Below are 23,674 nucleotides of genomic sequence, written 5' to 3' on the forward strand. Positions count from 1 at the left end.
GTCATGACCAACGATCCCTTGCTTCAGCTGATCCAGAAACTCACGCCGGAGAAGCGCGCCTTGCTCGGTGGGCTCCTCCAGCCTGGACCGGAGCCCATCGCGATCATCGGGATGGGGTGCCGCTTCCCTGGAGGCGCCGACACGCCGGAGGCGCTCTGGGACCTGCTGCGGGACGGGCGTGACGCCATCACGGATCTCCCTGCAGATCGCGTCCCGGAAACCAGCGGTGAGCCCCGGCCGACCGAGGGTGCCCCGGGCAGCTACCGCGGTGGCTACCTGGAGCGCATCGACGGCTTCGACGCCGACTTCTTCGGCATCGTTCCCCTCGAAGCCAAGCGCATGGATCCCCAGCAACGGCTGCTCCTCGAGGTGAGCTGGGAAGCCCTCGAGAGCGCTGGCCAGCGCCCGGATCGACTCGCCGGTAGTGCGACCGGGGTCTTCGTCGGCATCGGCGCCAACGAGTACATGTTCTTGCAGCTCGATCAGCGCGACCCGGCGAGCATCGGTGACGCATTCCTCTGCACCGGCAATGCCTCCAGCATCGCCGCCGGCCGCATCTCCCACCGCCTCGACCTCCGGGGCCCGAGCCTCTCCGTGGACACGGCCTGCTCGTCCTCCCTCGTCGCCGTGCACCTCGCCTGCCAGAGCCTGCGGCAACGGGAGTGCACCATGGCGATCGCTGGCGGCGTCAGCCTCGTCGTCTCGCCCCTCTCCACCCTCATCGCCTCCAAGCTCATGGCCATGGCACCGGACGGCCGTTGCAAGGCCTTCGCGGCAGGCGCGGACGGTTTCGTCCGTGGCGAGGGCTGCGGCATCGTCGTCCTCAAGCGCCTCTCCGACGCGCTCGCCGCAGGTGACACCATTCATGCCGTCATTCGCGGCACGGTCGTCAACCAGGATGGCCGCAGCAGCAGCCTCACGGCGCCGAACGGCCTCGCGCAGGAGGCGCTCCTCCGGAAGGCCCTCGAGGTCGCTGGCGTCCAGCCGGCAGACGTCGGGTTCGTCGAGGCCCACGGCACCGGCACGGCGCTCGGGGATCCCATCGAGGTCCAGGCCCTCGGCGCCGTACTCTCCGAGGGGCGCCCCCTGGACAGGCCGGTCCTCGTCGGCTCGATCAAGGCGAACCTCGGCCACCTCGAGACGGCCGCTGGCGTCGCCAGCTTGATGAAGGCCGTCCTCTGCCTGAAGCACGGCGAAGTGCCCCCCCAGATCCACGTCGAGGAGAAGAACCCACACATTCCCTGGGACGAGCTGCCGGTCACGCTCCCCGGAGTCCTGACGCCCTGGCAGGCGAGTGAAGGAAAGGCCCGCATCGCTGGCGTCAGCTCCTTCGGGTTCAGCGGGACGAACGCCCACGTCATCCTGGAAGAAGCACCGGCGACGACTGCGTCCACCGCAGTCCGAGCTTCTCAGCTCCTCGCGCTCTCCGCACATACCCCGTCCGCGCTCGAGCGCGTCACCGATCGCCTCGCGGATCACCTGGAGCAGCACGCCGACCAGCACATCGCCGACATCGCTTCCACCCACGTGCTCGGACGGGCAGCCCTCCCGTACCGTCGCACCCTGGTCTGCAATGACCGTCAGGACGCGCTCACGGCGCTCCGAGCACGCGATCCACGTCGTGTGCTCACCAGCGCACAACCTGCGTCGGACACCCCGGTCGTGTTTCTCTTCCCGGGCCTCGGCGAGCAGTACGTCGACATGGCCCGCGCGCTCTACGACGCAGAGCCGCGTTTCCGCGCGCGCATCGACGCGTGCGCGACACTCCTCGAACCTCACATCGGCCTCGATCTGCGGAGCGAGCTCTACCCCGCGAGTTCCGCGTCGACGCCCGCCGCGCAGCCCTCGGGCATCGATCTACGCCGCATGCTCCTCGGTGGCGCCGGGGGCAAGGACGCGCCCAGCTCCGCCATCGACCGCACGTTCCTCGCCCAGCCCGCCATCTTCTCCGTCGAGTATGCGCTCGCCAGCCTCCTCATGGACTGGGGCGTGAAACCCCGCGAGATGATCGGCTACAGCATTGGCGAGTACACCGCGGCCTGCATCGCCGGCGTCCTCCCGCTGGAAGACGCCGCCACCCTCGTGGGCCGCCGGGCTCGTCTCATCGAAGGACTGCCCCAGGGAGCCATGCTGGCCGTCCCTCTGCCTCGCGCCGAAGCGCTCCCCTTGCTCGGTAGCGACCTCTCCCTCTCCGGGAGCAACGCGCCGACCATGAGCGTCATCGCTGGACCCATCGACGGCATCCAGCGCCTCGAAGAGCAGCTCACCGAGCGGAACATCACCTTCCGTCGCCTCCGCACCACCCACGCCTTCCACTCGACGATGATGGCTCCCCTCCGGGAGCAGTTCATCGAGATGGTGCGCGGGTTCCGCCTCTCGGCCCCGCGCATCCCGTACCTCTCCAACGTCACCGGGACATGGATCACCCCTGCCCAGGCCGTCGATCCTGACTACTGGGTCGCCCACCTCTGCCAGGAGGTCCGGTTCGCCGACGGGCTCACCGAGCTGTCCCGCAAAGGGCGCAGGATCCTGCTCGAGGTCGGCCCGGGGCAGACCCTCGGCAGCTTCGCACTCCAGCAGACTCAGGAAGGCGCGGTGCCTCCCATCACCCTCCCCACGCTGCGCAGCGCCTATGACCGACAGCCGGACGTCGCCTTCCTCCAGCGCACCCTCGGGCGACTGTGGCAGGCCGGCGGGAGCATCGACTGGGAGGCCTACCACGAGGGCTTGCGACGTCGCAGCGTGTCGCTACCCACCTATCCATTCGAGCGCAGACGCCACTGGTCCGAGCTCTCCCGCTCGACGCCCGCTGCCCTTTCCCTCCCCGCAACGACGGCGCCGAACGAGAAGCGGCCCCTCGACGACTGGTTCTACGTTCCTTCCTGGAAGCGGTCCCTGCTGCCTACCAGGGGTCAGCATGACGCCTCGACGAACTCGGTGCTGATCTTCGCCGACGCGCGGCTCGCACCCCCGCTCGCAGCGCGTCTCCACGCGCTGGACGGCAAGGTCACGCTCGTCAGCCCGGGCGCGGAGTATTCGCGAACGGAATCCGGGCATTACACGATCGATCCTCGCTCCAGCGCGCAGCATCACAGCCTCTTCAGCGACCTCCGAGCGCGGAACGCGCTCCCGACGGCGATCGTTCATCTCTGGATGACGGATCCCGAGGCGGTATCCCCAGGTGCAGCGCCGTCCGAGAGCGCGCTGGCCCTGGGCTTCTACAGCCCCCTCTTCATCGCTCAGGCGCTCGCAGACCTCGCTCCCACGGCGCCCGTCCACCTGATGCTCGTCTCCACACACCTGCAGGCCGTCCGTGGCGACGAAGCCGTGCGGCCCGAGCGTGCCGTCCTCCTCGGCCCCTGCAAGGTGATCCCTCAGGAGCATCGCACCGTCCGCTGCACCAGCGTCGATCTCGACATCGACGCCCACGCCGCGGGCTCGGCGACCACGCAGCTCGACCAGCTCGTCGCCGAACTCCGAACCGACGTCCGCGACGCCATCGTCGCCTACCGCGGACCGCACCGCTGGGTGCAGACCCTCGATCCCGTCCAGCTCTCGCCCAGCACCGGCACGCCCTCTCGCCTCCGCCAGCAAGGCACCTACCTCATCACGGGCGGCATGGGTGGCGTCGGCCTCGCCATCGCCACCTACCTCGCCCGCACGGTCAAAGCGCGCCTGGCCCTCGTGGGCCGCTCACCCCTCCCCGCACGAGAACAGTGGAACGACTGGCTCGCCACCCATGATTCCACCGATGCGACGAGCCAGAAGCTCCAGGCCATCCGCGAGATCGAGGCCCTCGGCGGAGAGGTCCTTCCCCTCATCGCCGACGTGACCCACGCCGAGCAGGTGAAGAGCGCCCTTGAGCAGAGCATCGCCAGGTTCGGCGCGCTCCACGGCATCGTCCACGCCGCGGGCGACTTCGGTGGCAACCTCATCGTGCGCAAGTCTCCAGAAGAGACCACCCGCATCATCGCCCCCAAGGTCCACGGCCTCCTGCACCTCGACCACGCGCTCGCCGGTCGCCAGCTCGATCTGTTCATCAGCTGCTCCTCGCTGACGGGTGTCGTCGGTGGTCCTGGCCAGGTCGACTATGTCGCGGCCAACGCCTTCCTCGACGCCTTTGCTCACAGCCGCTCCGGGCGACCGACGGCCACCCTCTCGTTGAACTGGGACGACTGGAAGGACGTCGGCGCTGCTTTCAAGATCGGCGGCCCTCGCGATTTCGCGGCCTGGCGAGAGGAGCACTACCAGACGGCCATGACCACGGCCGAAGGCATCGAGGTCCTGAAGCGGGCCCTGGCCCATGATCTCCCGCAGGTCATCGTGTCCACTCGTCTGCTGGGGCCACGCATGGAGGAGCTGGGTCGAATGACCCACGCCGAGGATCTGGAGCAGTTCGGCCAGCGCTTCCGGACGGCAAGGCCACGCCCCGCGCTCGGTACGACCTATGTCGCGCCGCGCACCCCGATGGAGCGCCGGCTCACCGAGATCTGGCAGGACCTGCTCGGGGTCGACCCCGTCGGCATCCACGATGATTTTGCCGACCTCGGTGGCCACTCGCTGATCGCCACGCAGCTCGTCTCCCGCCTCCGGGAGGCCTACCGGCTCGACATCCCCCTGCGCCGCGTCTTCGAATCCCCGACCATCTCCGACCTGGCCCAGCTCATCGAGTCGCTGCTCGTCGCACGCATCCAGGAGCTCAGCCCGGCAGAGGTCGCCCAGCACCTCGGCCCGAAGCCAGCCGCCGCAGGTGAGGTCACCACGCCACCACGCCCCGACCAGGCGGCGAGCCCTCCGGCCGCCCCCCGTCCGCTGGCGCGCCGCTACACCCTGCCCAATGGCCTCGAGATTCACCACCTGGGGAAGGCCGAGACGGACCACTTCTATGACGACATCTTCGTCAAGCGGGTCTACTACAAGAACGGCATTCAGCTGGCCCCTTCGGCCACGGTCTTCGATGTCGGCGCCAACATCGGCCTCTTCACCCTCTTCGTGGGCCAGGTTTGCCCGACGGCCCGCGTTTTCTCGTTCGAGCCGGCCCCCCCCGTCTTCGAGATCCTCCGCAATAACGCCACCCGCCATCAGGTCAATGCGACCTTGATCAACACGGGCGTCTCCAACCGATCGAGGACCGCGGAACTCACCTTCTACCCGAGCTCCTCGGGCATGTCGTCGTTCTACGCGAACCTGCAAGAGGAGCAGGAGGTCTTCCGCGCCATCCTCCACAACCAGCAGCGCGCCGACAAGACCGGCATGGAGAGCGTCATGGAGCACCTCGAAGAGCTGATCGAGGAGCGGTTCAAGAGCGAGACCTTCAGCTGCCACCTCCGCCCGCTGTCGGATGTGATCCGCGAACACGGCGTCGAGCGCATCGATCTCTTGAAGGTCGACGTCCAGAAGAGCGAGCTGGACGTCCTCGAAGGCATCGACCCGGCCGACTGGCCCAGGATTCAACAGGTCGTCCTCGAGGTCCACGACATCGACGGTGGGCTCGACAAGGCCATGAATGCCCTGCGGGCCCACGGCTTCCAGGTGGTCGCGGAGCAGGACGATCTCTACGAGAACTCGCCCATTTACAACCTCTACGGCACTCGCCCTGGATCAGGCTGAGGGAGCGTGGCGCCGTCCACTTTCACCATCGAGGCCCGACATTGAGCATGAACATCGTAGGCGTTGTAGGTGCCGGCGTGATGGGCGCCGGCGTGGCGCAGAACCTGGCCCAGACCGGTCACCAGGTCATTCTCGTCGACATTGACGAGGGGCAGCTCGGCCGCGCCCGAGACACCATCCACCAGGGCGTCCGGATGCAGCTCCTGTTCAAGAAGGCCCCTTCGAACGAAGGGCCGGAGCAGGTCCTCTCTCGCGTGGAGACCACGACCGACCTCGAGCGCCTCACGGCCGCCTCGTTCGTCATCGAGAACGTCACGGAGAAGTGGGAGATCAAGCGCCCGCTGTACGGTGACCTCGACCGGATCTGCGCGCCATCCTGCGTCATCGCCGCCAACACCTCGGCCATTCCCATCACCCGGATCGGCGCCGCGACGAAGCGTCCTGCCCAGATCGTCGGCATTCACTTCATGAACCCCGTTCCGATGAAGCGGGTCGTGGAGGTGATCCGCGGCTACCACACCTCCGAGGAGACACTCGAGACCACGCGCGCCTTGCTCACCCGCATGGGCAAAGAGCAGGTCCTGGTCAACGACGCGCCGGGTTTCGTCTCGAACCGCGTCCTCATGCTCACCATCAATGAGGCGATTTACCTGCTCCACGAGCAGGTCGCCTCGGCGGAGGACGTGGATCGCGTCTTCAAGGGGTGCTTCGGACACCCCATGGGCCCCCTGGAGACAGCGGATCTCATTGGCCTGGATACCATCCTTCTCTCGCTGGAGGTCCTCCACGACAGCTTCAGCGACAGCAAGTACCGCCCCTGTCCCCTGCTCCGGAAGCTGGTCGACGCGGGCCTGCACGGACGCAAGACCGGTCGCGGGTTCTACCCGTACGGCTGAACTCTCTCAGGAACGCCATCGCTCGAGGAACGCACCCATGTCGGACGCCAAGCAGACCGTCAAAACCTTCATTCTTCGTCACTTCCGCGGCCATGAGCTGAAGGACGACGAGGACATCTTCGGCTCGGGCTTCGTGAACTCCCTCTTCGCGATGCAGCTCATCACCTTCATCGAAGGCGAATTCAAGATTCGCGTCGAGAACGACGACCTCGACGTGCAGAACTTCCAGACGATCAACGCCGTCACCACGCTCGTCGAACGGAAGCTCGGCGGGGCCTCCAGCAGCTCGGCCACAGCCAGCGCAGACTGAGCCACTGGACGCAGCAGAGGGACGCTCCCATGGAATGGACCGATTCGCAAACGACGCAGCGTGAAGCCTTCGACGCATTCATCAAGGAGCACGTCCTCCCCCATGCCGGCACCTGGGACCGCGAGGAGCGCATGCCCTCCGCGGCCATCCAGGCGCTGGCCGCGACGGGTTACCTCGGCGCGCTGGTCCCACGAGAGATGGGCGGCGCAGGGTTCGACGCGCTCACGTTCGGACTTCTGAACGAGACCCTCGGGCGAGGCTGTTCCTCGCTGCGCAGCCTGCTCACCGTCCACACGATGGTCATCCACGCCATCGACAGGTGGGGGACCCGAACGACGCGCGAGCGCTGGCTCCCGGCGTTCGCTCGGGGCGCATCCCTGGGCGCCTTCGGCCTCACCGAACCCCAGGCTGGCAGCGACCCGGGCGCCATCGAGACGACCGCCGAGGAGCGAGGGGACACCTTGATCCTGAACGGCCGGAAGCGGTGGATCACGTTCGGCGAGATCGCCGATGTGTTGCTCATTTTCGCCCGTTGCCAGGGCGCCCCCTGCGCCGTCCTCGTGGAGGCCGACCGGCCCGGGGTCAGCCGCACGCCCATCCGCGGCATGCTCGGCACCCGGGCTTCCATGCTCGCCGAGATCGACCTCGTCAATTGTGAGGTCCCGCGGGAGAACCTCCTGGCACGGCACGGCTTCGGCCTGTCGCACGTCGCGCAGTCGGCACTCGACTGGGGCCGCTACAGCGTGGCCTGGGGCTCGGTGGGCATCGCGCATGCCGCCCTCGAAGCGAGCGCGCGGTACACGGAAGAGCGGGTCCAGTTCGGCACGAAGCTCCGCGACCACCAGCTCATCCGGGCCATGCTCACCGAGATGCACGTGCAAACCAAGGCGGCTGCGCTCCTGTGCTGGAACGCCGGACGCCTCAAGGACCAGCGGCACCCCTCGGCGATCCTGGAGACCTCCATCGCCAAGTACTTCGCCGCGCGCGCCGCCATGCGCGCCGCGACCGACGCGGTGCAGATCCACGGCGCGAGCGGGTGCAGCGCCGATCAGCCCGTCGAGCGGCTCCTCCGCGACGCCAAGATCATGGAGATCATCGAGGGCAGCAACCAGCTCCACCAGATCTCGCTCGCCGACTACGCCAGCCGCACCTCCCCCTTGTGAGAAGCCCATGAGCAACGCCAGCACCAAGCAGAAGTCCATCAAGTGCCTCGTCTGGGATCTCGACAACACCCTCTGGGACGGCGTCCTCCTCGAAGATGAGCAGGTCACGCTGCGACCGGGCGTCGTCGAGACCATCAAGGCCCTGGACGCACGAGGCATCCTCCAGTCCATCGCCAGCAAGAACGATGCGGCCCACGCCTCGAGTCGGCTCGAGGCGCTCGGCCTCGAGGAGTACTTCCTCCACCCTCAGATCGGCTGGAGTGCGAAGGCTGGATCCATCCAGGCCATTGCAGAGGCGCTCAACATCGGGATCGACACGTTCGCATTCATCGACGATGACCCTTACGAGCGCAGCGAGGTCACGTATTCGCTTCCCCAGGTCCGTTGCATCGACGCCGTCGAACTCCCCCATCTCCTCGACATGCCCGAGATGAACCCCCGATTCATCACCGAAGACTCGGCCCGACGACGCCTCATGTACCTCGGCGACATCCAGCGAAAGGTCGCAGAGGATGCGTTCGCCGGCCCTCCCGAGGACTTCCTGGCGACCCTCGGCATGGTCTTCACGGTGGCGCATGCCCAGGAAGACGACCTCCGTCGCGCCGAGGAGCTGACCGTCCGCACCAACCAGCTCAACACCACCGGCGTCACCTATACCTACGACGAGCTGCGCGCGTTCATGAACTCCGACGACCACGATCTGTTCGTCGCGAGCCTCACCGACGTCTACGGTGATTACGGCAAGATTGGCCTCGCCCTCGTCCACCGCACACAGGAGGTCTGGCACATCAAGCTTCTGCTCATGTCTTGCCGTGTCATGTCACGCGGGGTCGGCACCATCCTGCTCAACCACATCATGGCGAAGGCCAAGCTCCACGGCGCCAAGCTCCAGGCGGACTTCGTCGAGACCGATCGGAACCGCATGATGTACGTCACCTATCGGTTCGCCGGGTTCCGCGAGGTGAAGCGCGAGGATCGGTGGACGCGTCTCGAGAATGACCTGTCGCGCATCCAGGCGCCCCCCTCTTACGTCCAGGTCCACCTCCTCGACGACCCGGCGCCACACCTCGACAACGAGCTTCTGGATCGCGAACTCTCCGGCGGTGCAGCCTCTCCCGAAGCCAGCGTGACGGCCACCCCCAGTCAGCTCCCTGCGGAGGCCCTGTGACCGCCGGCTCCAGCCGTGTCCACGCCGACCTCACCCCGGCGCAGCAGGAGCTGCTGGAGCGGTGGCTGCGAGGCGAAGCGCGAGCGCAATCGCCTTCGAATGCCCTGACCTCCTCCACCCTGGGAAGCGAGGCCACTGCGTCCTTCGCGCAGGAGCGGCTGTGGTTCCTCGAGCGGCTCCAGCCCGAGACCGCCATCTACAACGAGCCACTCGCCCTCCACCTCCGCGGCGCGCTGGACGTCGCCGCCCTCACCCAGGCGCTGACCGCGCTCCACCAGCGCCATGACGTGCTCACCACCGTCTATGCCATCGGCAGCGGCCAGCTCCGCCAGACGGTGCTCCCCCCGACCCTACCCTTCCCGCTGGCGCTCGACGATCTCACGCACACCCCCCAGGAGCAGCGCCTCCCGGCCGCCATCGCCGCCTGCGTCGAGGAGAGCCGCCGCCCGTTCGATCTGGCCACGGGCCCGGTCGTACGCGCGCGGCTCCTGCGCCTCGCCGAGGATGAGCACGTTCTGCTCCTCGTTCTGCACCACATCGCGTGCGACGGCTGGTCGCTGAACCTGCTCACGAGGGACCTCTCGACGCTGTACGCCGCGGCGTTGCGCCACGAACCGCCCACCCTGCCTACCCTCTCGCTCCGCTACGCCGACTATGCCGTGTGGCAGCGAAAGTGGCTGGAGAGCGACGAAGCGCGCAAAGCCCTCGACTACTGGAAGGCCCAGCTCGCTGGCGTCGAACCCCTCGACCTCCCCACCGACCACCCTCGCGCCGCCGTCCAGAGCCACATGGGCCGGACCCACCTCTTCACCCTCCCAGCCTCCGTCTCCGAGCGGCTCCCTGCGCTCTGCCGAGAACACCGGGTCACGCCCTTCATGGCCCTGCTCGCGGTGTTCCAGCTCCTCCTCGCGCGCCACACGAACCAGACCGACATCGCCGTCGGCACCCCCGTCGCCGGGCGCATCCGCACCGAACTCGAACCCCTCGTGGGCTTCTTCGTCAACATGCTCGTCCTGCGGGTCGACCTCTCGGGCGATCCCTCCTTCATCGAGCTGCTGGACCGCGTCCGCGACGTGACCCTGGCCGCCTACGCCCACCAGGAGATGCCCTTCGAGAAGCTCGTCGAAGAACTCCAGCCGAAGCGCGATCTCTCGCGCCAGCCTCTCTTTCAGGTCATGTTCGGGCTCCACAACGTCGAGCACACCCGGTTCGACCTCCCTGGCCTCGACGCTCGCCTCCTCGACATCGACCGAGGCGCGACCAAGTTCGACCTGTCGCTCTACCTCGTCGAGACCGACCACGGCCTCCGCGGCATCCTCGAGCACAGCACCGATCTCTTCGACTCCGCGACCGCCGCTCGCATCGGCGACCAGTTCACCCGTCTCCTCGACGCCGCCCTCACGGCGCCCAGCCGCCCCATCGGCCGGCTCACCTGGCTCACCCCCGAAGAGCGCGCCCAGCGCACCCACCAGCCCCTGGTGCGGCCCACCTGGAGCGGCACCTGCATCCACCACCACGTCGAAGTCGCAGCCCAGCGAACCCCCGATGCCATCGCCATCGCCACCAACCGCGAGAAGATCACCTACCGCAGCCTCGACGAGCGGGCGACGGCCTGGGCACGTCGCTTCTGCGCCGCGGGCGTCGGCCCTGGCACGCCGGTCGGGATCGCCATGGATCGCTCCCCCGACATGATCATCACGGCGCTCGGCATCCTCAAAGCCGGCGGCGCCTACGTCCCTCTCGACCCGCGCCACCCCCAGCCCCGACTCGCCAGCTTGATCCGTCAGACACGGGTCCCGCTCGTCGTGACGCAACGCCAGCACCGTCACCACCTGCCGGCGACCGACGCGCGCCTCCTCTGCGTCGAAGACCCCCCCACCGAAGAGCGCGACCTCCACGCCTCCCCTGACCCCGACGATCTCGCCTACATCATCTTCACGTCGGGCTCTGCCGGCACCCCGAAGGGCGCCATGATCACCCACCGCGGCCTCACGGCCCTCGTGGAGTCCCAGCTCGACGCCTTCCAGATCGGCCCCGACAGCCGTGTATTGCAGGGGGCCGCGTTCAGCTTCGACGCCTCCGCCTCCGAGATCTTCACCGCGCTCACCGCGGGCGCCACCTTGTGGCTCGGCCCTGCAGAGCCCGTCATCGCAGGCGAAGAACTCCTGCGCCTCCTCAAGTCGGCCGAGATCTCCGTCGCGACGATCTCCCCCTCGGTGCTCGCCACCCTCCCCCTCACCCCGCTCCCGGCGCTCCGCACGCTCGTCGCAGCGGGTGAGGCGTGCCCCCCGGCGCTGGCGAACCACTGGGCGCGAGGCCGCCGCTTCGTGAACGCTTACGGGCCCACCGAGAGCACCATCGGCGCCACCTTCGGCGTCAGCGCCCCGTCGGCAGCGCTCGAATCCCCCCACGACGAAGGCATCTCACCCACCGACGCCCTCCTCAACTCCCCGCCCATCGGGCGCCCCTTCCGCTATGTCCGCGTCCACGTCCTCGACCCCCACCTCGAACCCGTTCCCACCGGCGTCCCGGGAGAGGTCTACCTCGGAGGCCCCCAGGTCTGCCGCGGCTACCTCCACCAGCCCGCCCTCACCGCCGACCGCTTCCTCCCGGACCCCTTCAGCGACGAGCCAGGGGCGCGCCTCTACCGCACCGGCGACCGCGCTCGCTACCTCCTGGACGGCCAGCTCGACTACCTGGGTCGCGCCGACGCCCAGATCAAGATCCGCGGCATCCGCATCGAGCCAGGCGAGATCGAGGCGGCCCTCTGCGAGCACCCTGCCGTCAAGGCGGCGCTCGTCATCGCCCGACCGGACCCCAACGGGGACCCCCAGCTCGTCGCCTACCTCGTCCCCGCCGACGTCGTCGACCAGCCGCTCCCCAGCCTCCAGGCGCTACGGGACGACCTCGGCGAGCGCGTCCCACGCCACCTCGTGCCGAGCGCCTTCGTGCCGATCCAGACCATCCCCCTCACGCCCAACGGCAAGGTCGACCTGCGCGCGCTGCCCGCGCCCGACACCACCAACCACCTCCGCCAGGAGGCCCCCACGGGCCCGCGCGACGCCCTCGAGCTCGAACTCACCCAGATCTGGGAAGATCTCCTCAACGTTCGCCCCATCAGCGTCCATGACGACTTCTTCAACCTCGGCGGGCACTCCCTGCTCGCCACCCGCCTCGTCGCCCGCATCCGCCAGCGCCTCCGCATCGCCCTCCCCGTGTCCACCTTGTTCCAGGCGCCAACCATCGACCAGCTCGCCAGGAAGCTGCGCCAGAAGGCCCCACCACGCCAGCGCTCTCTGCTCGTCGCCATCCAACCTCGCGGCGACAAAACCCCCTTCTTCTGTGTCCACCCCGTCAGCGGCAGCGTGGTCTGCTACGTCGATCTGGCGCGACGCCTCGGCCAGGATCGCCCCTTCTACGGTCTCCAGTCCCCGGGGCTCCAGGGAGAGCGCGCACCCAGCGACGACGTCCACGAGATGGCGACGCTGTACCTCGAAGCGGTCCGCGAGCAGCAGCCACGAGGCCCCTACCTCCTCGGTGGCTGGTCCATGGGCGGCTGCATCGCCTTCGAGATGGCCAGGCGCCTCCAGGAAGAGGGCGAGACCGTCGCGCTGCTCGCACTCATCGACTCCCACGCCATCACCTCCATCGATCTCCCCGATGGCATCGACGACACCACCCTCGTCTCCCTGCTCCTCTTCGATCTCGCCCGCCAAGCAGGCATCGCTCTCCCCTCCTGGGACGACGATCTCGCCCACGCGGAGCCCTCCGAACGCCCTGCTTTCCTCCTCGACCGTGCGCGTCACGCGGGCCTGCTCCCCGCGGACCTCGACCAGGCAAGCCTCGACCAGATGCTCCAGGTCTTCCGCGCGAACCTCGTCGCCCACTGCCGCTACGCGCCGCGCCCGGCTCCCCTCCGCGCGACCCTCCTCTGCGGCAACGATCCCCGCGGCTGGTCCACCGGCAGCCCGGATCTCGGCTGGACCGAACTCGCGCTGGGCGGGCTCACGCTCGACGTCCTGCCGGGCGATCACTACTCCCTCCTCACGGCGCAGGGCGACCTCCTCGCCTCGCGGCTCCGCGCACGCCTCGACGCGGCCGACGCCGCTGCATCCCCTCACCCCTCGTCGACGACCACGACGCGCGTGACGCCCGCCGCGCACCCCACTGCCCCCGGCCTGTCCAACGGAGAGTCATGAACACACAGCCCCTGGAACGAGCACTCGCAGCCTTCCGTGAGGTGCTCGGCACAGCGCACGTCAGCACGGACGAATCCGCCCGCGCCGCGGCCGAGACAGCCACCTTCGCGACGACCCACCGGATCCCTGCCATCATCAGCCCCGGGAGCGCGGCCGAGGTCGAGGCCTGCGTGCGCATCGCGCGCGAGCACGGGGTTCCCCTCTATCCCGTCAGCACCGGCAAGAACTGGGGCTATGGCTCCCGTGTCCCGACGAGTGACGGCGCCATCGTCCTCAGCCTCGCCCGCATGAACCGGATCCTCGATTTCAACGAGGAGCTCGCCTACGTCGCCATCGAGCCCGGCGTGACCATGCGCCAGCTCGTCGCCTACCTGAACGACCGAGGCTCACGGCTCATGCTGAGCGTCACCGGCAGCACGCCCGACTCCAGCGTCGTCGGCAACATCTGCGATCGCGGCTTCGGCGCCGGCGTCAACGCGGAACGCATCGCGCACATCTGCAACATCGAGGTCGTCCTCCCCAATGGCGAGCGGCTCAACACGGGATTCGGTCGCTTTCCTGGCGCGCAGACCGCGTCCATCCACCGCTGGGGCATCGGTCCCCAGCTCGACGGCCTCTTCACCCAGTCGAACCTGGGCATCGTCACCCGGATGACCATCTGGCTCGCCCCGCGCCCCAGACACCACGAGATCTTCTACTTCCGCCTCCGTGACGAGCGACGCGTCGAGGCCGTCACCGACATCATCCGTGACCTCAAGCTGCAGGGCCTCCCGCGCGCCAGCGTGAGCTTGTGGAACGATTACAAGCTGGTCTCCATGAAGGGCCAGTACCCCTGGCAAGAGGCCGCCGGAAAGACCCCGCTCCCCGAAGCGCTCCTCGCCAAGCTCCGGCGCGCCTGGGGAGGCGCCGCCTGGCTCGGAGGGGGAGCCATCCTCGCCGCGAGCCAGGACCAGATCGCCGCCGAGCGCGCGGTGATCCGGAAGGCCCTCCACCCTCACGTCGACAAGCTCTCCTTCGTCGGCCAGCGTGCCGCCCGCGTCGCGCGCCTCTTGCAGCGTCCCGTCCAGCGCCTCACCGGCTTCGACCTGAGCGAGGTCGTCCGCGCTTACGAACAGAGCCCCCACCTCGGCATCCCCATGGAGCGGAACATTCGCAGCGCGTACTGGCGCAAGAAGGCGCCCCCTCCCGAGCAGACCGACCCCGACCGCGATCGCTGCGGAGCCATCTGGCTCGCCCCGGCGGTCCCCTCCACGGGCAAGCATGTCGGGACGGCGCTCCGCATCGTCCGCGAGCGCGCGCTCGCCCATGCCTTCGAACCTGGCATCTCCGTCATCTTCGCGACCGAGCGCTGCGCGAACATCGTCGTCGCGCTCATGTACGACCGAGAGCTGCCTGGCGAAGATGGCCGCGCCATGGCCTGCTACCAGGACATTTTCGATCGCCTCGCCGCACAGGGCTACCTGCCCTACCGTCTCGGCATCCAGTCTCAGAGCGCCCTCCCGGCCGCGCAGTCCAGCTATGGCACGGTCGTCGGGGCGCTCAAGCGTGCGCTCGATCCAGACGACATCCTCGCCCCTGGACGCTACGACTTCCGCCACGAGTGGCCGCCCGCGGACAACTGAAGCGCTTCAGCGGCGGGAGAGGGGGGCCCATGTCGCGTGGGTCCCGCTGGAGATCCGCATCGGCAGCCGCACCCGGGCGATCGGACCTCGCTCGATGCCTCGGGCATCGAAGATCTGGCATTCCGACACATCGTTCACCACGTCGGTCGTGAACGTCACGACGTAACCGTCGTCCTCCTCGGTCGCGCCTTTGCGAGGACAGAAGGGCGCCTCGCTCGCGAACACCCCTTTCGGGAAGCGATGGATCGCCTTCGCGCCCGTCTCCACGTCGGTGCGCAGAAGGCCGCTGAAGAGAAAGAACCCAGGCTCCCCCACGGCCGCATAGACATAGCGGTGCTTCTTTCCGCCATAGCCCTGGTGAATGGTCGGAAACTCCGAGCACTCGTCGTCGACCGGCGCTTCCTTCGTCTCCCCGGTGGTCAGATCGAAGCGCCAGCGATGGCGACGGGTCTTCATGGCGTGCATGTCGAGGCTCTTCATGAACGTCGAGATGGGCGTATCGTCCGGCGTCCGCTCGGGGATCGGCGCGCCCTGGTGATACCCCTCCAGAATCACCGCATCTCCCTCCTCGTAAGCGTTCGAGAAATGGAGCACGTAGGTGGGTGACGCCATGAACCACCGGATGGCCCCCTGGCCGTCGCGCGGGACCAGCGCGAAGCGTGTACCGAGGTCCGGAAAATAACGCGCGCGGTAGGACCCTTGCGCCAGCTTGGCCGGATCCCAGAAGAGCGGGAAATCACCGATGATGGCGAAGCGCTCGGTGAAGGCCATGTCGTGGGGCAGCCGCGGCCCCGGCAACGGCACCGGGATCACCCGCGCCAGCGTGCCCCCAGCGTCCGCGATGCCAACGTGGCAGTAGGGCGCTTCCGCCGCGTAGTTGAAGAAGAGAAGCTCGCCCGTCGCCTCGTCCACCTTGGGATGCGCCGAGATCGTCGCCCCCTTCGGGAAGCTCGGGTGGTGCAGGTTCGCCGTGCCGCGCGGCGCGAGCGTCTCCAGGTCGAGCTGGTACGCCTCACCGCACTGATAGAACGTCGACAGGGCCACACCGTGGTGGACGAGGACGTCGGTGCTCGACGCATCCTTCATCCGCGTCCTCGCTCCCCAGCCGTCGCGCTTCGAGAGGGCGGGCGCTTCGAGGATCCCGGCCCAGAGCGTCTCCCCGGCCTCCAGCTCGGCGAGCAGCCCCTCCGTCTTCACGAACCGGTTCCGGTAGTCGGCTTTGCCTCCCTCGAAGCGGATGGCGTGGAGCATCCCGTCACCATCGAACGGGTGATAGCGGCCCGTGAGCGCATCGAAGAGGGGGTTCTCGGTGTTCCGCAGGTAGACCCCTTCCAGATCCGCCGGGATCTCTCCCGCTACGACGTCGAGATCGTAGGCGTCGACCTCCACCGTGTTCGGGCGCCAGGCCCCCGTGCGGTACGGGTGCGGATCCTCCGCAGGCAGCCGGGAGGTGTACTGCTTCACGATCTCGACGCGCATGCTGGCTCCTCTCCTGCGCCCCTCTTCAGGGCACACCCCACACGAAGCTGACGACCGTCGTCGCACTCCCGCCGATGTTCAGGGTCCCGAAGCGCTTCGCTCCAGGCACCTGCGTGTCCCCGGCACGGCCAGCGACCTGCTTGCAGGCATCGAGCGCCATGCGCACCCCGGTCGCGCCCACGGGGTGACCGAGGCCGATGAGTCCCCCGCTGGGGTTGACCGGAAGCCGCCCTCCCGCCTCACATGTGCCCTCCTCGATGGCGCGGTAGGCCTCCCCGGGGGCCGTGATGCCGAGGTGATCGAGCGCGAGGTACTCGGTCACCGTGAAGCAATCGTGGGTCTCGATGCCCGACAGATCGAACGCCCCGGCGACCCCCGCTCGCCGGTAGGCGTCGGTCACCGCTGCGCGCAGGTGCGGGATCAGGTACGGCTCCCCCGCGCTCCGACGCAGCTTCTCTTCCAGCGACAGCTCCGCCGTCCGGTGCCCCCACCCGAGCAAGCGCGGGAGCGCCTCCGGGCGCCGCCCCGTTCGCCGCGCATGCGCCTCGGCGAAGGCCCCTGACGCAAGCACGATGGCGGCCGCGCCATCGGTCACCTGCCCGCAATCCTGGCGCCGCACCTGCCCCGTGACCACCGGGTTCGCCTCGTCGTCGTCCTCGAACGACCGCTCTCCAAACTGCCACGCCCTCGTCTGCGCGCAGGGGTTCTTCCGGGCGTTGGCGAAGTTCTTCCGCGCGATCGCTGCGAGGTGGGCGCGCGTCGGCCTGCCCGGCGTGCGGGCCTGGATGGCCTCCGTGAGGCGGGAGAACATCGCCGGCCACATGTACCGCGCGTCCTGGCCCTCGTGCCCCGTCCACGCCGCCGTGCCCAGGTGGCGCGCGGCCAGCTCTCCAGGCACGTTCCGCTCCTGCTCGGCGCCCACCACGAGGACGCAGTCGTAGCGGCCAGCCTCGATCTCCGCCGAGGCCGCCAGGATCGCCAGGCTCCCCGACGCGCAGGCCCCCTCGTGACGCGCAGCAGGGACCCCTCGAAGCTCCGGGACCACCGTCGCCGGCAGCGCGCCCATCTGGGCCTGCCCGGTGAACAGCTCGCCAAAGGCGTTGCCTACGTGGATGCTCTCGATCTGCCGCAGATCCAGCGCCGCATCCTCCACGGCGCCGAGCGTCACCTCACGGACGAGCGCCGAGAGCTCCTGGCCTTCGCGCGCCACGTTCCGCACAAAGTCGGTCTGCACGCCCCCGAGGAAGAAGACCGGCGTCGGCACGGCGACAGCCTACACCACCCTCCTGGCGATGTCTGGGTGCGCGGCCGCTGCTCGGAGCCCGCCCCACCAGGGAGCGAGACGGGCGCCGGGTTGAGCCGCGCGAAGCCTGATGCACCCAGACGTCGCGTTTCCATCGTACTCCTCCCTCACCAGCGGCCCGCCGGGTGGCCATCACGGGATGATCCGCTCTTGCCTGAGCCGATCGAACAGATCGAAGAACGAACGCTCGCTGTCTTCATAGACCGAGAAGCCGAGACGTCGGCTCTTCGACATGTCGTTGAGGCACTCGAACGGGCGTCCGAGATCGGCGTCCGTGTGCCAGGGGGAGGCGAGGTGTTCGAGGGCGTTCGGCTGGAGTCGGTGCTCCGCGACGAGCCGCTCCCAGGCGGCCCCCGCGCCCTCGAGCTGACGCGCGAGCGGTGTCCCTTCCCCAGGGTAGGGTGCCACCTCGACCTCGAAGTAGCGGGCGATGGCAGACCAGAGCCGCTGCCATCGAAAGACATCGCCGTTGACGACGTTGAACGCTTCGTCCCGTGCCGCGGGCGTCGTCGCTGCCCAGAGGAGGTGGCGCGCGAGGAGGCGGGCATCGGTCACGTCCGTGAGCCCCGTGTACTGCGCGTTCGAGCCAGGAAACAGGAGCGGTCTCCCCGTGGCCTTGCAGATCGAGGCGTACGTCGCCAGCGTGACACCGAGGTTCATGAGGTTGCCGACGGCGTAGCCGACGATCGTGTGCGGCCGGTGGACGCTCCAGCCGAAGCCGCTGCGCGCGGCATGCTCGAAGACCACGTCCTCCTGCACGTAGTAGAAGTTCTCTCCCGGAAGACGCGGCTGGTCTTCACGGAAGGGCGTCTCGGGATGGTTCTGCGCATAGGACTCGAAGGGCCCGAGGTAGTGCTTCGTGCCCGTCACGAGTGCCACGTGGCGAACGGACGACCCGCCCGCTGTCACGGCATCGAGGACGTTCTTCACGATCGCGCCGTTGACGCGGCAGTTCTCGGTCTCGGTCGGCGTGCGCACCCACGCACCAAAGAAGACGTGCGTCGGCGCGACGGCCGCGAGCGCCTCCCTCGTCGCAGCGGCATCGAGGACATCCACCTCCAGGGAGGTGACGGCCGAGAAGCCGCGGGGGCGACGGCGAGAGACGCCCCAGATTGCCCAGTCCCCCTCGTCCGCCAAGCGACGAGCGAGGTTGTTCCCAACGATGCCGGTCACGCCGACGATCAGTGCGCGCTTTTCGAGCATGGCGAACCCTTTCCGATCCGAGGCCTGCTCCACCCTGCCTCGCCTCGACCCCAGACGCCCGGCCAGGCGGGGGCCGCACGCGCCCCCACCGACGGTGAGCGCGCGGCGACGCCGTGAGCATGTCCCCTGTATGGCCCGGGGCCGACTTGTGAACTAGCGTCTCTACTGGAACAGGACTTGTGATGTGAGGTCACAGTGGCGCACAGAGAGATCAACCGCTCCGGCGACATGACGGTGTTCGTTCGCGTCGTCGAACTGGGCAGCTTCTCGGCGGCTGCGCGTGCCTTGCGCATGACGCCTTCTGCGGTGAGCAAGATGGTGGGCCGGCTCGAAACGCGCCTCGGCGTGCGCCTCTTCAACCGCTCGACGCGCCACGTCCAGCTCACCCCCGAGGGGACCGTCTACTTCGAGCGCAGCGCGCGCATCCTGGCCGACATCGACGCCGCCGAACGCGAGATCTCCCCCGGGCTCACGCCGCGCGGAAGACTCCGGGTGAACGCGAACGTCCCCTTCGGCGTGCACTGCCTCCTGCCCCGAATCCCCGCGTTCCTTGCCGCCCATCCTCACATCACGCTCGACCTCGCACTGACGGACACCGTCGTGGACCTGTTCGAGGCCCACGCCGACGTCGCCATTCGCCTCGGCCACCTGGCAGAGTCCCGCCTCGTCGCACGAAAGCTGGGGGAGAGCCGCATGGTGGTCGTGGCCTCCAGGGCGTACCTCGAACACCATGGCCAGCCACGGAAGCCAGCCGACCTCGCGAAACACAACTGCCTCGGCTTCTGCTTCGCGCGCCACACCAAGGGGTGGCCCTTTCGCGATCGCGCGCGCAAGACGAGCCTGTTCCTCCCGACCGGGAACACCCTCGTCAGCGACGGCGAGGCCATGCGCCGCCTCGCACTCGCCGGCCTGGGCATCGCCCGGCTGGGAGCGTTCCAGGTCCAGCCGGACATCGACACCGGCGCCTTCGTCCCCCTGCTCGAAGCCCACAACCCGGGCGACACCCTGGCCGCACACGCGGTGTTCCTGGGCCACGACGGCAAGATGCCTGCCCGCGTGCGCGCCTTCCTCGACTACCTCGTCGCCAACGTCCGGCTCTCGTGACGCTCGCTGGCCAGAACGCCTCACCCGCCGCCATGCTGCGCGATGAAGCGCTTCACGTCTTCCCTGGGAGGCAAGCCGAACAACCGCGCGTACTCACGACTGAACTGGGAAGGACTCTCGTAACCCACCTGGTACCCGGCGCTGGCTGCATCCAGGGCCTCGGCCAGGAGCAGGCGACGCGCCTCGTGCAGCCGCAACTGCTTCTGGAACTGAAGCGGGCTCAGGGTCGTGATCTGCTTGAAGTGCTGGTGAAACGAGGCGAGCCCCATGCCACTCGCCCTGGCCAGGCTCGCCACCCGCAGCGGTCGGGTGAAGTTGGCCCTGAGCACGTCGATCGCCTTGCCGATGCGGCGCGTTGGACTCCCGGCGGTCCCGACTTCCCTGACCGTCGCGGAGTACGGTGAGGTCAGCAGCCGGAACAGGATCTCGCGCACGTAGAGCGGAGCCAGCATGTCCCGCTCGTGCGGCTCGTCGAGCGACTGGAGCAGGCGCAAAAAGGCGTCTCCCAGCGACGGCTGTACCGCCTCGACGAACACGGCGCCGTGATAGTCCCGTCGCGACGTGGGACGAAGAGGCGCCGACGAGCGGCTGAGCACGTCGTAGATGGCAGCCTGCTCCAGCGTCAACACCAGGCACAGGTACGGTGCTTGCGCGCTGGCCGACGTCACCCGACCGACGAGCGGCACCGCCACCGAGGTCACCAGGTAGTGGCTGGGGTCGTAGTGAAAGAGCTTTCCCGCGACCGAGATCTCCTTGGCTCCTTGAACGATCAAGCACAGCACCGGACGCGCCACGGCGTACTCCGGCCCCGTCGGCCGATCGCTTCTCACCACCTCGAGCGCTGGCAGTGGTGTGGCGTTGAAACCTGGGCGACTTCCGTACTTCAGAGCTGCACGCACGAGCTCGGGCTGGCTGGTCATCTTCGCTTCGGAGCGTCAGTGGAGGAATGGGCAAGGATGCCAGAGGATGCGGCTACCGTGGCCGCGACCTCCGCTCCTAGGGTCTGGGCCCAGCCAAGGAGCACTCCAGATGCACGCTACACACGGAAAACTCACGGGCAAGGTCGCGGCGATCACGGGCGGGAATCGTGGCATCGGCCTGGCGACTGCCCAGCTATTTCGAGCCGAGGGCGCCCGCGTCGCCATCTTCGGACGGGACGAAGCCACCCCCGAGCACGCCGCCCTTCTCGGCGCCGACGCGCTCGGCTTCGCCGGGGACGTCACCTCCATCCACGACGTGAAGGCCTTCTTCCAGGCAGTCGAGCAGCGCTTCGGCCACCTCGACGTGCTGTTCGTCAACGCTGGCGTCTCGAAGAGCGCACCGATCGCCGACGTGACGGAAGACTTTTTCGACGAGCTGTTCGACATCAACGTCAAGGGCGCCTTCTTCACGGTCCAGCAGGCCCTCCCGCTGCTCGGGAGTCCGGCCTCGATCGTGATCAACACCTCGATGGTCAACCAGGTCGGTTACCCGGCGCTCTCGGTCTACAGCGCCACCAAGGCAGCCCTGCGCGCGCTCGTGCGCAGCTTCGCCGCCGAGCTCGTGGAGCGTGGCATCCGCGTCAACGCCGTCAGCCCCGGGCCCATTGCCACCACGCTCCTCACCCGGGACATCCCGGACGCCGCCACGCGCGACGCCATCCTCACGGGCATCGCCAGCGCCATTCCGATGAAGCGCATGGGCACCCCCGCCGAGATCGCGCGCGCCGTGCTTTACCTGGCCTCCGACGACGCGAGCTTCACCACGGCAGAAGAACTCGTGGTCGACGGCGGGATGTCCCAGTTCTGAGCCTCGCTGGAGTGCTCGACGCCCAAGGCCCCCGCCCGACCTGCCCCCTCGGCTCAGCTCTCGGCGCGCTCCAGCGCGACCGCGTGCGACCAGCGGAGCCCGCTCACGTCCTCCAGCTCGACGCGGTAGGTCCCTGGCGACAGCGCGGGCGCTCCCTCCGCGCCAGGCAAGCGGAACGTCGCCCTCGCCCCGAGAGGGACCACCAGGCCGTGAGGCCCAGGTCGCACCTTCACCAGCCAGCGGTTGTCGAGCTGAGCGGGCGAGAGCGCCGCGAGCACGCGGGCGTCATGACGGCGCACCACCTCGCCTCCCGCGTCGAGCACACGCACCTCGACGAGGAACGCGCCGTACGTCTCAGGCCCGGCGGGTCGCTCGATCGTGAGCCGCAGGTCGCCTTCCGCATCGAGACGCGCCTCGAGCACATCGACACGCGGGCGCACGGAGTCATTGTGCAGCTCACCCCACAGCCCACCGTAGAAGACCTGGTTCGTCGCCAGGGTCACGACGACGCTGAAGAGCGTGAGCGCTCCTGCCGCCGCGAGGGAGGGTGAAGGCGACGGATCGGCCAGCCGGCGCAGCCACCCGCGCGGAACCAGGGCTGGACGCGCCCGGAAGAGCCAGGCGTCGAGGGACAGCGGCCCGGCCCCCCCCATCATGAGCGTCGCCCCGCCCGCGATCCCGAACGCACCGATCTGCCACTCGTCGAGGCAGGTCGGCCCGAGCCACCCGGAGCCGAACAGGATCTTGGCTGAGAGCATCAGCACACCGAACGCGGCGAGACGCGTCCCGAGCCCGAGGATCAGCGCCAGCCCCACCAGGGCCTCGATGATCGTGAAGCTCCAGAGGAACGCTTGGAGCGCATCGGGTCGGTCGAGAAGCGCCGCGATGAGCTGGTCGACCCCGAGGATCGAGCCCGGCATGAACTGGTTGAACTTCTCGCCCACGTACCCCGGCGCCCCAGGCACGAGCTTCGCGGCATCGAGCACCACGCGGCGGTGGAACGCCGAGAAGAACAGCCACCCTGTCACGAGCCGGATGGGCAGCAACGCAAGGGCAGGCTGAAGCGACGTCTTTGTGAGCGCCGCCATCACCCCGACCCCTCGACGAGCGCACGCCCGCTCGCCAGCCACTCGGGGACCCCGAACTGCAGACGCTCGGCGCGCAGGCCGTGCTGCCGAAGCAGCAGCGTCCCACGGCGGGCATTCGGGCAGTATTTACCGCGACAGTACACGAGGATACGCCGGCGTTTCGGCAGCTCCTGGAGGCGGGCATCCAGGGACGCGAACGGCACGGAGCTGGCTCCTGGGAGGTGCCCCGCCTCGTACTCGTCCAGCGGTCGCAGGTCGGCCAGCAACGCGCGGCGTGGGCCCACGTGTTCCTCCAGCGCCTCGGCACGCAGCGCGGAGGCACTCTCGTCCCCCCCCTCCTGCTCCAGCAGCCGCACCGCCGGCACCAGGACCTCACCAGCCCCCCGGAGCGCGAGAAACAGGCGCAACCCGCACTCCCGGTTCGCCTCTTGGAAGACGTACTTGCCTTGCCTGCACGCCGTGACCAGACCGACCGCACGCAGCGCCTTCATGTGGGCCGCCATGTTGGCCTCGCTCTCGCCGAGCAGCTCCGCCAGTCGACCGATGGACTTCGCCCCTTGAAAAAGGAGGTGCAAGGCGCGCAAGCGCGTCGGACTGGAGAGGCTCGCCGCCAGACTCGCCAGCCCCGCGTAGAGGTAATCGTTGCCGCTCATCCAAACAATCAAACAGCTATTTGATTGTTGTCAAACCAGCCAAGGGGGCGACGGGGGCTCACGGTCGCTGCGCCCCACGGATCCAGCG

At 68.6% G+C, this 23,674-nt stretch carries 15 protein-coding genes; 9 read left to right on the plus strand and 6 right to left on the minus strand.

Annotated features, from left to right (window positions below; all coding sequences use genetic code 11):
- Window positions 1–3: 3 nt before the first annotated feature.
- The 7 genes from CMC5_RS26235 to CMC5_RS26265 are packed head-to-tail and all read left to right on the plus strand — an operon-like array spanning window position 4 to window position 14,968.
- Complete coding sequence (locus CMC5_RS26235; RefSeq protein ID WP_050432983.1) at window positions 4–5,610, plus strand: type I polyketide synthase; 5,607 nt, start codon at window positions 4–6, stop codon at window positions 5,608–5,610.
- Between the two features lie 47 nt (window positions 5,611–5,657).
- The gene (locus tag CMC5_RS26240; protein WP_179955482.1) at window positions 5,658–6,506 is read left to right on the plus strand and encodes a 3-hydroxyacyl-CoA dehydrogenase family protein; all 849 of its coding nucleotides are present in this window, start codon (window positions 5,658–5,660) and stop codon (window positions 6,504–6,506) included.
- A gap of 37 nt (window positions 6,507–6,543) precedes the next feature.
- Window positions 6,544–6,816, plus strand: a complete 273-nt coding sequence (locus tag CMC5_RS26245) for an acyl carrier protein (protein ID WP_050432985.1) — start codon at window positions 6,544–6,546, stop codon at window positions 6,814–6,816.
- Between the two features lie 29 nt (window positions 6,817–6,845).
- Window positions 6,846–7,979, plus strand: coding sequence for an acyl-CoA dehydrogenase family protein (locus CMC5_RS26250; RefSeq protein WP_050432986.1), 1,134 nt, complete (start codon window positions 6,846–6,848; stop codon window positions 7,977–7,979).
- A 7-nt stretch (window positions 7,980–7,986) separates the two neighbouring features.
- On the plus strand, window positions 7,987–9,147 hold the full coding sequence (locus CMC5_RS26255) for an HAD-IIIC family phosphatase (RefSeq protein WP_050432987.1): 1,161 nt from the start codon (window positions 7,987–7,989) through the stop codon (window positions 9,145–9,147).
- The gene (locus tag CMC5_RS26260; protein ID WP_050432988.1) at window positions 9,144–13,346 is read left to right on the plus strand and encodes a non-ribosomal peptide synthetase; all 4,203 of its coding nucleotides are present in this window, start codon (window positions 9,144–9,146) and stop codon (window positions 13,344–13,346) included. The genes CMC5_RS26255 and CMC5_RS26260 overlap by 4 nt, the downstream gene beginning before the upstream one ends.
- Window positions 13,343–14,968, plus strand: coding sequence for an FAD-binding oxidoreductase (locus CMC5_RS26265; RefSeq protein WP_050432989.1), 1,626 nt, complete (start codon window positions 13,343–13,345; stop codon window positions 14,966–14,968). The genes CMC5_RS26260 and CMC5_RS26265 overlap by 4 nt, the downstream gene beginning before the upstream one ends.
- Before the next feature lie 6 nt (window positions 14,969–14,974).
- On the opposite strand, the gene CMC5_RS26270 is transcribed toward CMC5_RS26265, so the two are convergent.
- From CMC5_RS26270 to CMC5_RS26280, 3 genes are all read right to left on the minus strand, one after another.
- A complete protein-coding gene (locus tag CMC5_RS26270) occupies window positions 14,975–16,447 on the minus strand; it encodes a carotenoid oxygenase family protein (protein WP_050432990.1) in 1,473 nt (490 codons plus the stop codon).
- Window positions 16,448–16,472: 25 nt separating this feature from the next.
- The gene (locus tag CMC5_RS26275; protein ID WP_050432991.1) at window positions 16,473–17,711 is read right to left on the minus strand and encodes an acetyl-CoA acetyltransferase; all 1,239 of its coding nucleotides are present in this window, start codon (window positions 17,709–17,711) and stop codon (window positions 16,473–16,475) included.
- Window positions 17,712–17,882: 171 nt separating this feature from the next.
- Window positions 17,883–18,953 carry an SDR family oxidoreductase gene (locus tag CMC5_RS26280; protein ID WP_050436146.1) on the minus strand — a complete coding sequence of 357 codons (1,071 nt, stop codon included), beginning with the start codon at window positions 18,951–18,953 and terminating at the stop codon, window positions 17,883–17,885.
- A gap of 195 nt (window positions 18,954–19,148) precedes the next feature.
- Between CMC5_RS26280 and CMC5_RS26285 the strand changes: the two genes are divergently transcribed.
- Window positions 19,149–20,057, plus strand: a complete 909-nt coding sequence (locus CMC5_RS26285; RefSeq protein WP_050432992.1) for a LysR family transcriptional regulator — start codon at window positions 19,149–19,151, stop codon at window positions 20,055–20,057.
- Window positions 20,058–20,077: 20 nt separating this feature from the next.
- Here CMC5_RS26285 and CMC5_RS26290 read toward each other — a convergent pair whose 3' ends face one another.
- Window positions 20,078–20,977 carry an AraC family transcriptional regulator gene (locus CMC5_RS26290; protein ID WP_050432993.1) on the minus strand — a complete coding sequence of 300 codons (900 nt, stop codon included), beginning with the start codon at window positions 20,975–20,977 and terminating at the stop codon, window positions 20,078–20,080.
- Window positions 20,978–21,086: 109 nt separating this feature from the next.
- On the opposite strand from CMC5_RS26290, the gene CMC5_RS26295 reads away from it, so the two are divergent.
- On the plus strand, window positions 21,087–21,845 hold the full coding sequence (locus CMC5_RS26295; RefSeq protein ID WP_050432994.1) for an SDR family oxidoreductase: 759 nt from the start codon (window positions 21,087–21,089) through the stop codon (window positions 21,843–21,845).
- Between the two features lie 53 nt (window positions 21,846–21,898).
- On the opposite strand, the gene CMC5_RS26300 is transcribed toward CMC5_RS26295, so the two are convergent.
- Together CMC5_RS26300 and CMC5_RS26305 are read right to left on the minus strand one after the other, a co-directional pair.
- Entirely contained in the window at window positions 21,899–22,933 is a 1,035-nt protein-coding gene (locus CMC5_RS26300; RefSeq protein ID WP_050432995.1) for a TQO small subunit DoxD, read from the minus strand.
- The gene (locus CMC5_RS26305) at window positions 22,933–23,586 is read right to left on the minus strand and encodes an ArsR/SmtB family transcription factor (protein WP_050432996.1); all 654 of its coding nucleotides are present in this window, start codon (window positions 23,584–23,586) and stop codon (window positions 22,933–22,935) included. Before CMC5_RS26305 ends, CMC5_RS26300 begins: the two co-directional genes overlap by 1 nt.
- Window positions 23,587–23,674 lie beyond the last annotated feature (88 nt).

The sequence above is a fragment of the Chondromyces crocatus genome (assembly GCF_001189295.1).
GTDB classification, from domain to species: Bacteria; Myxococcota_A; Polyangia; order Polyangiales; family Polyangiaceae; genus Chondromyces; species Chondromyces crocatus.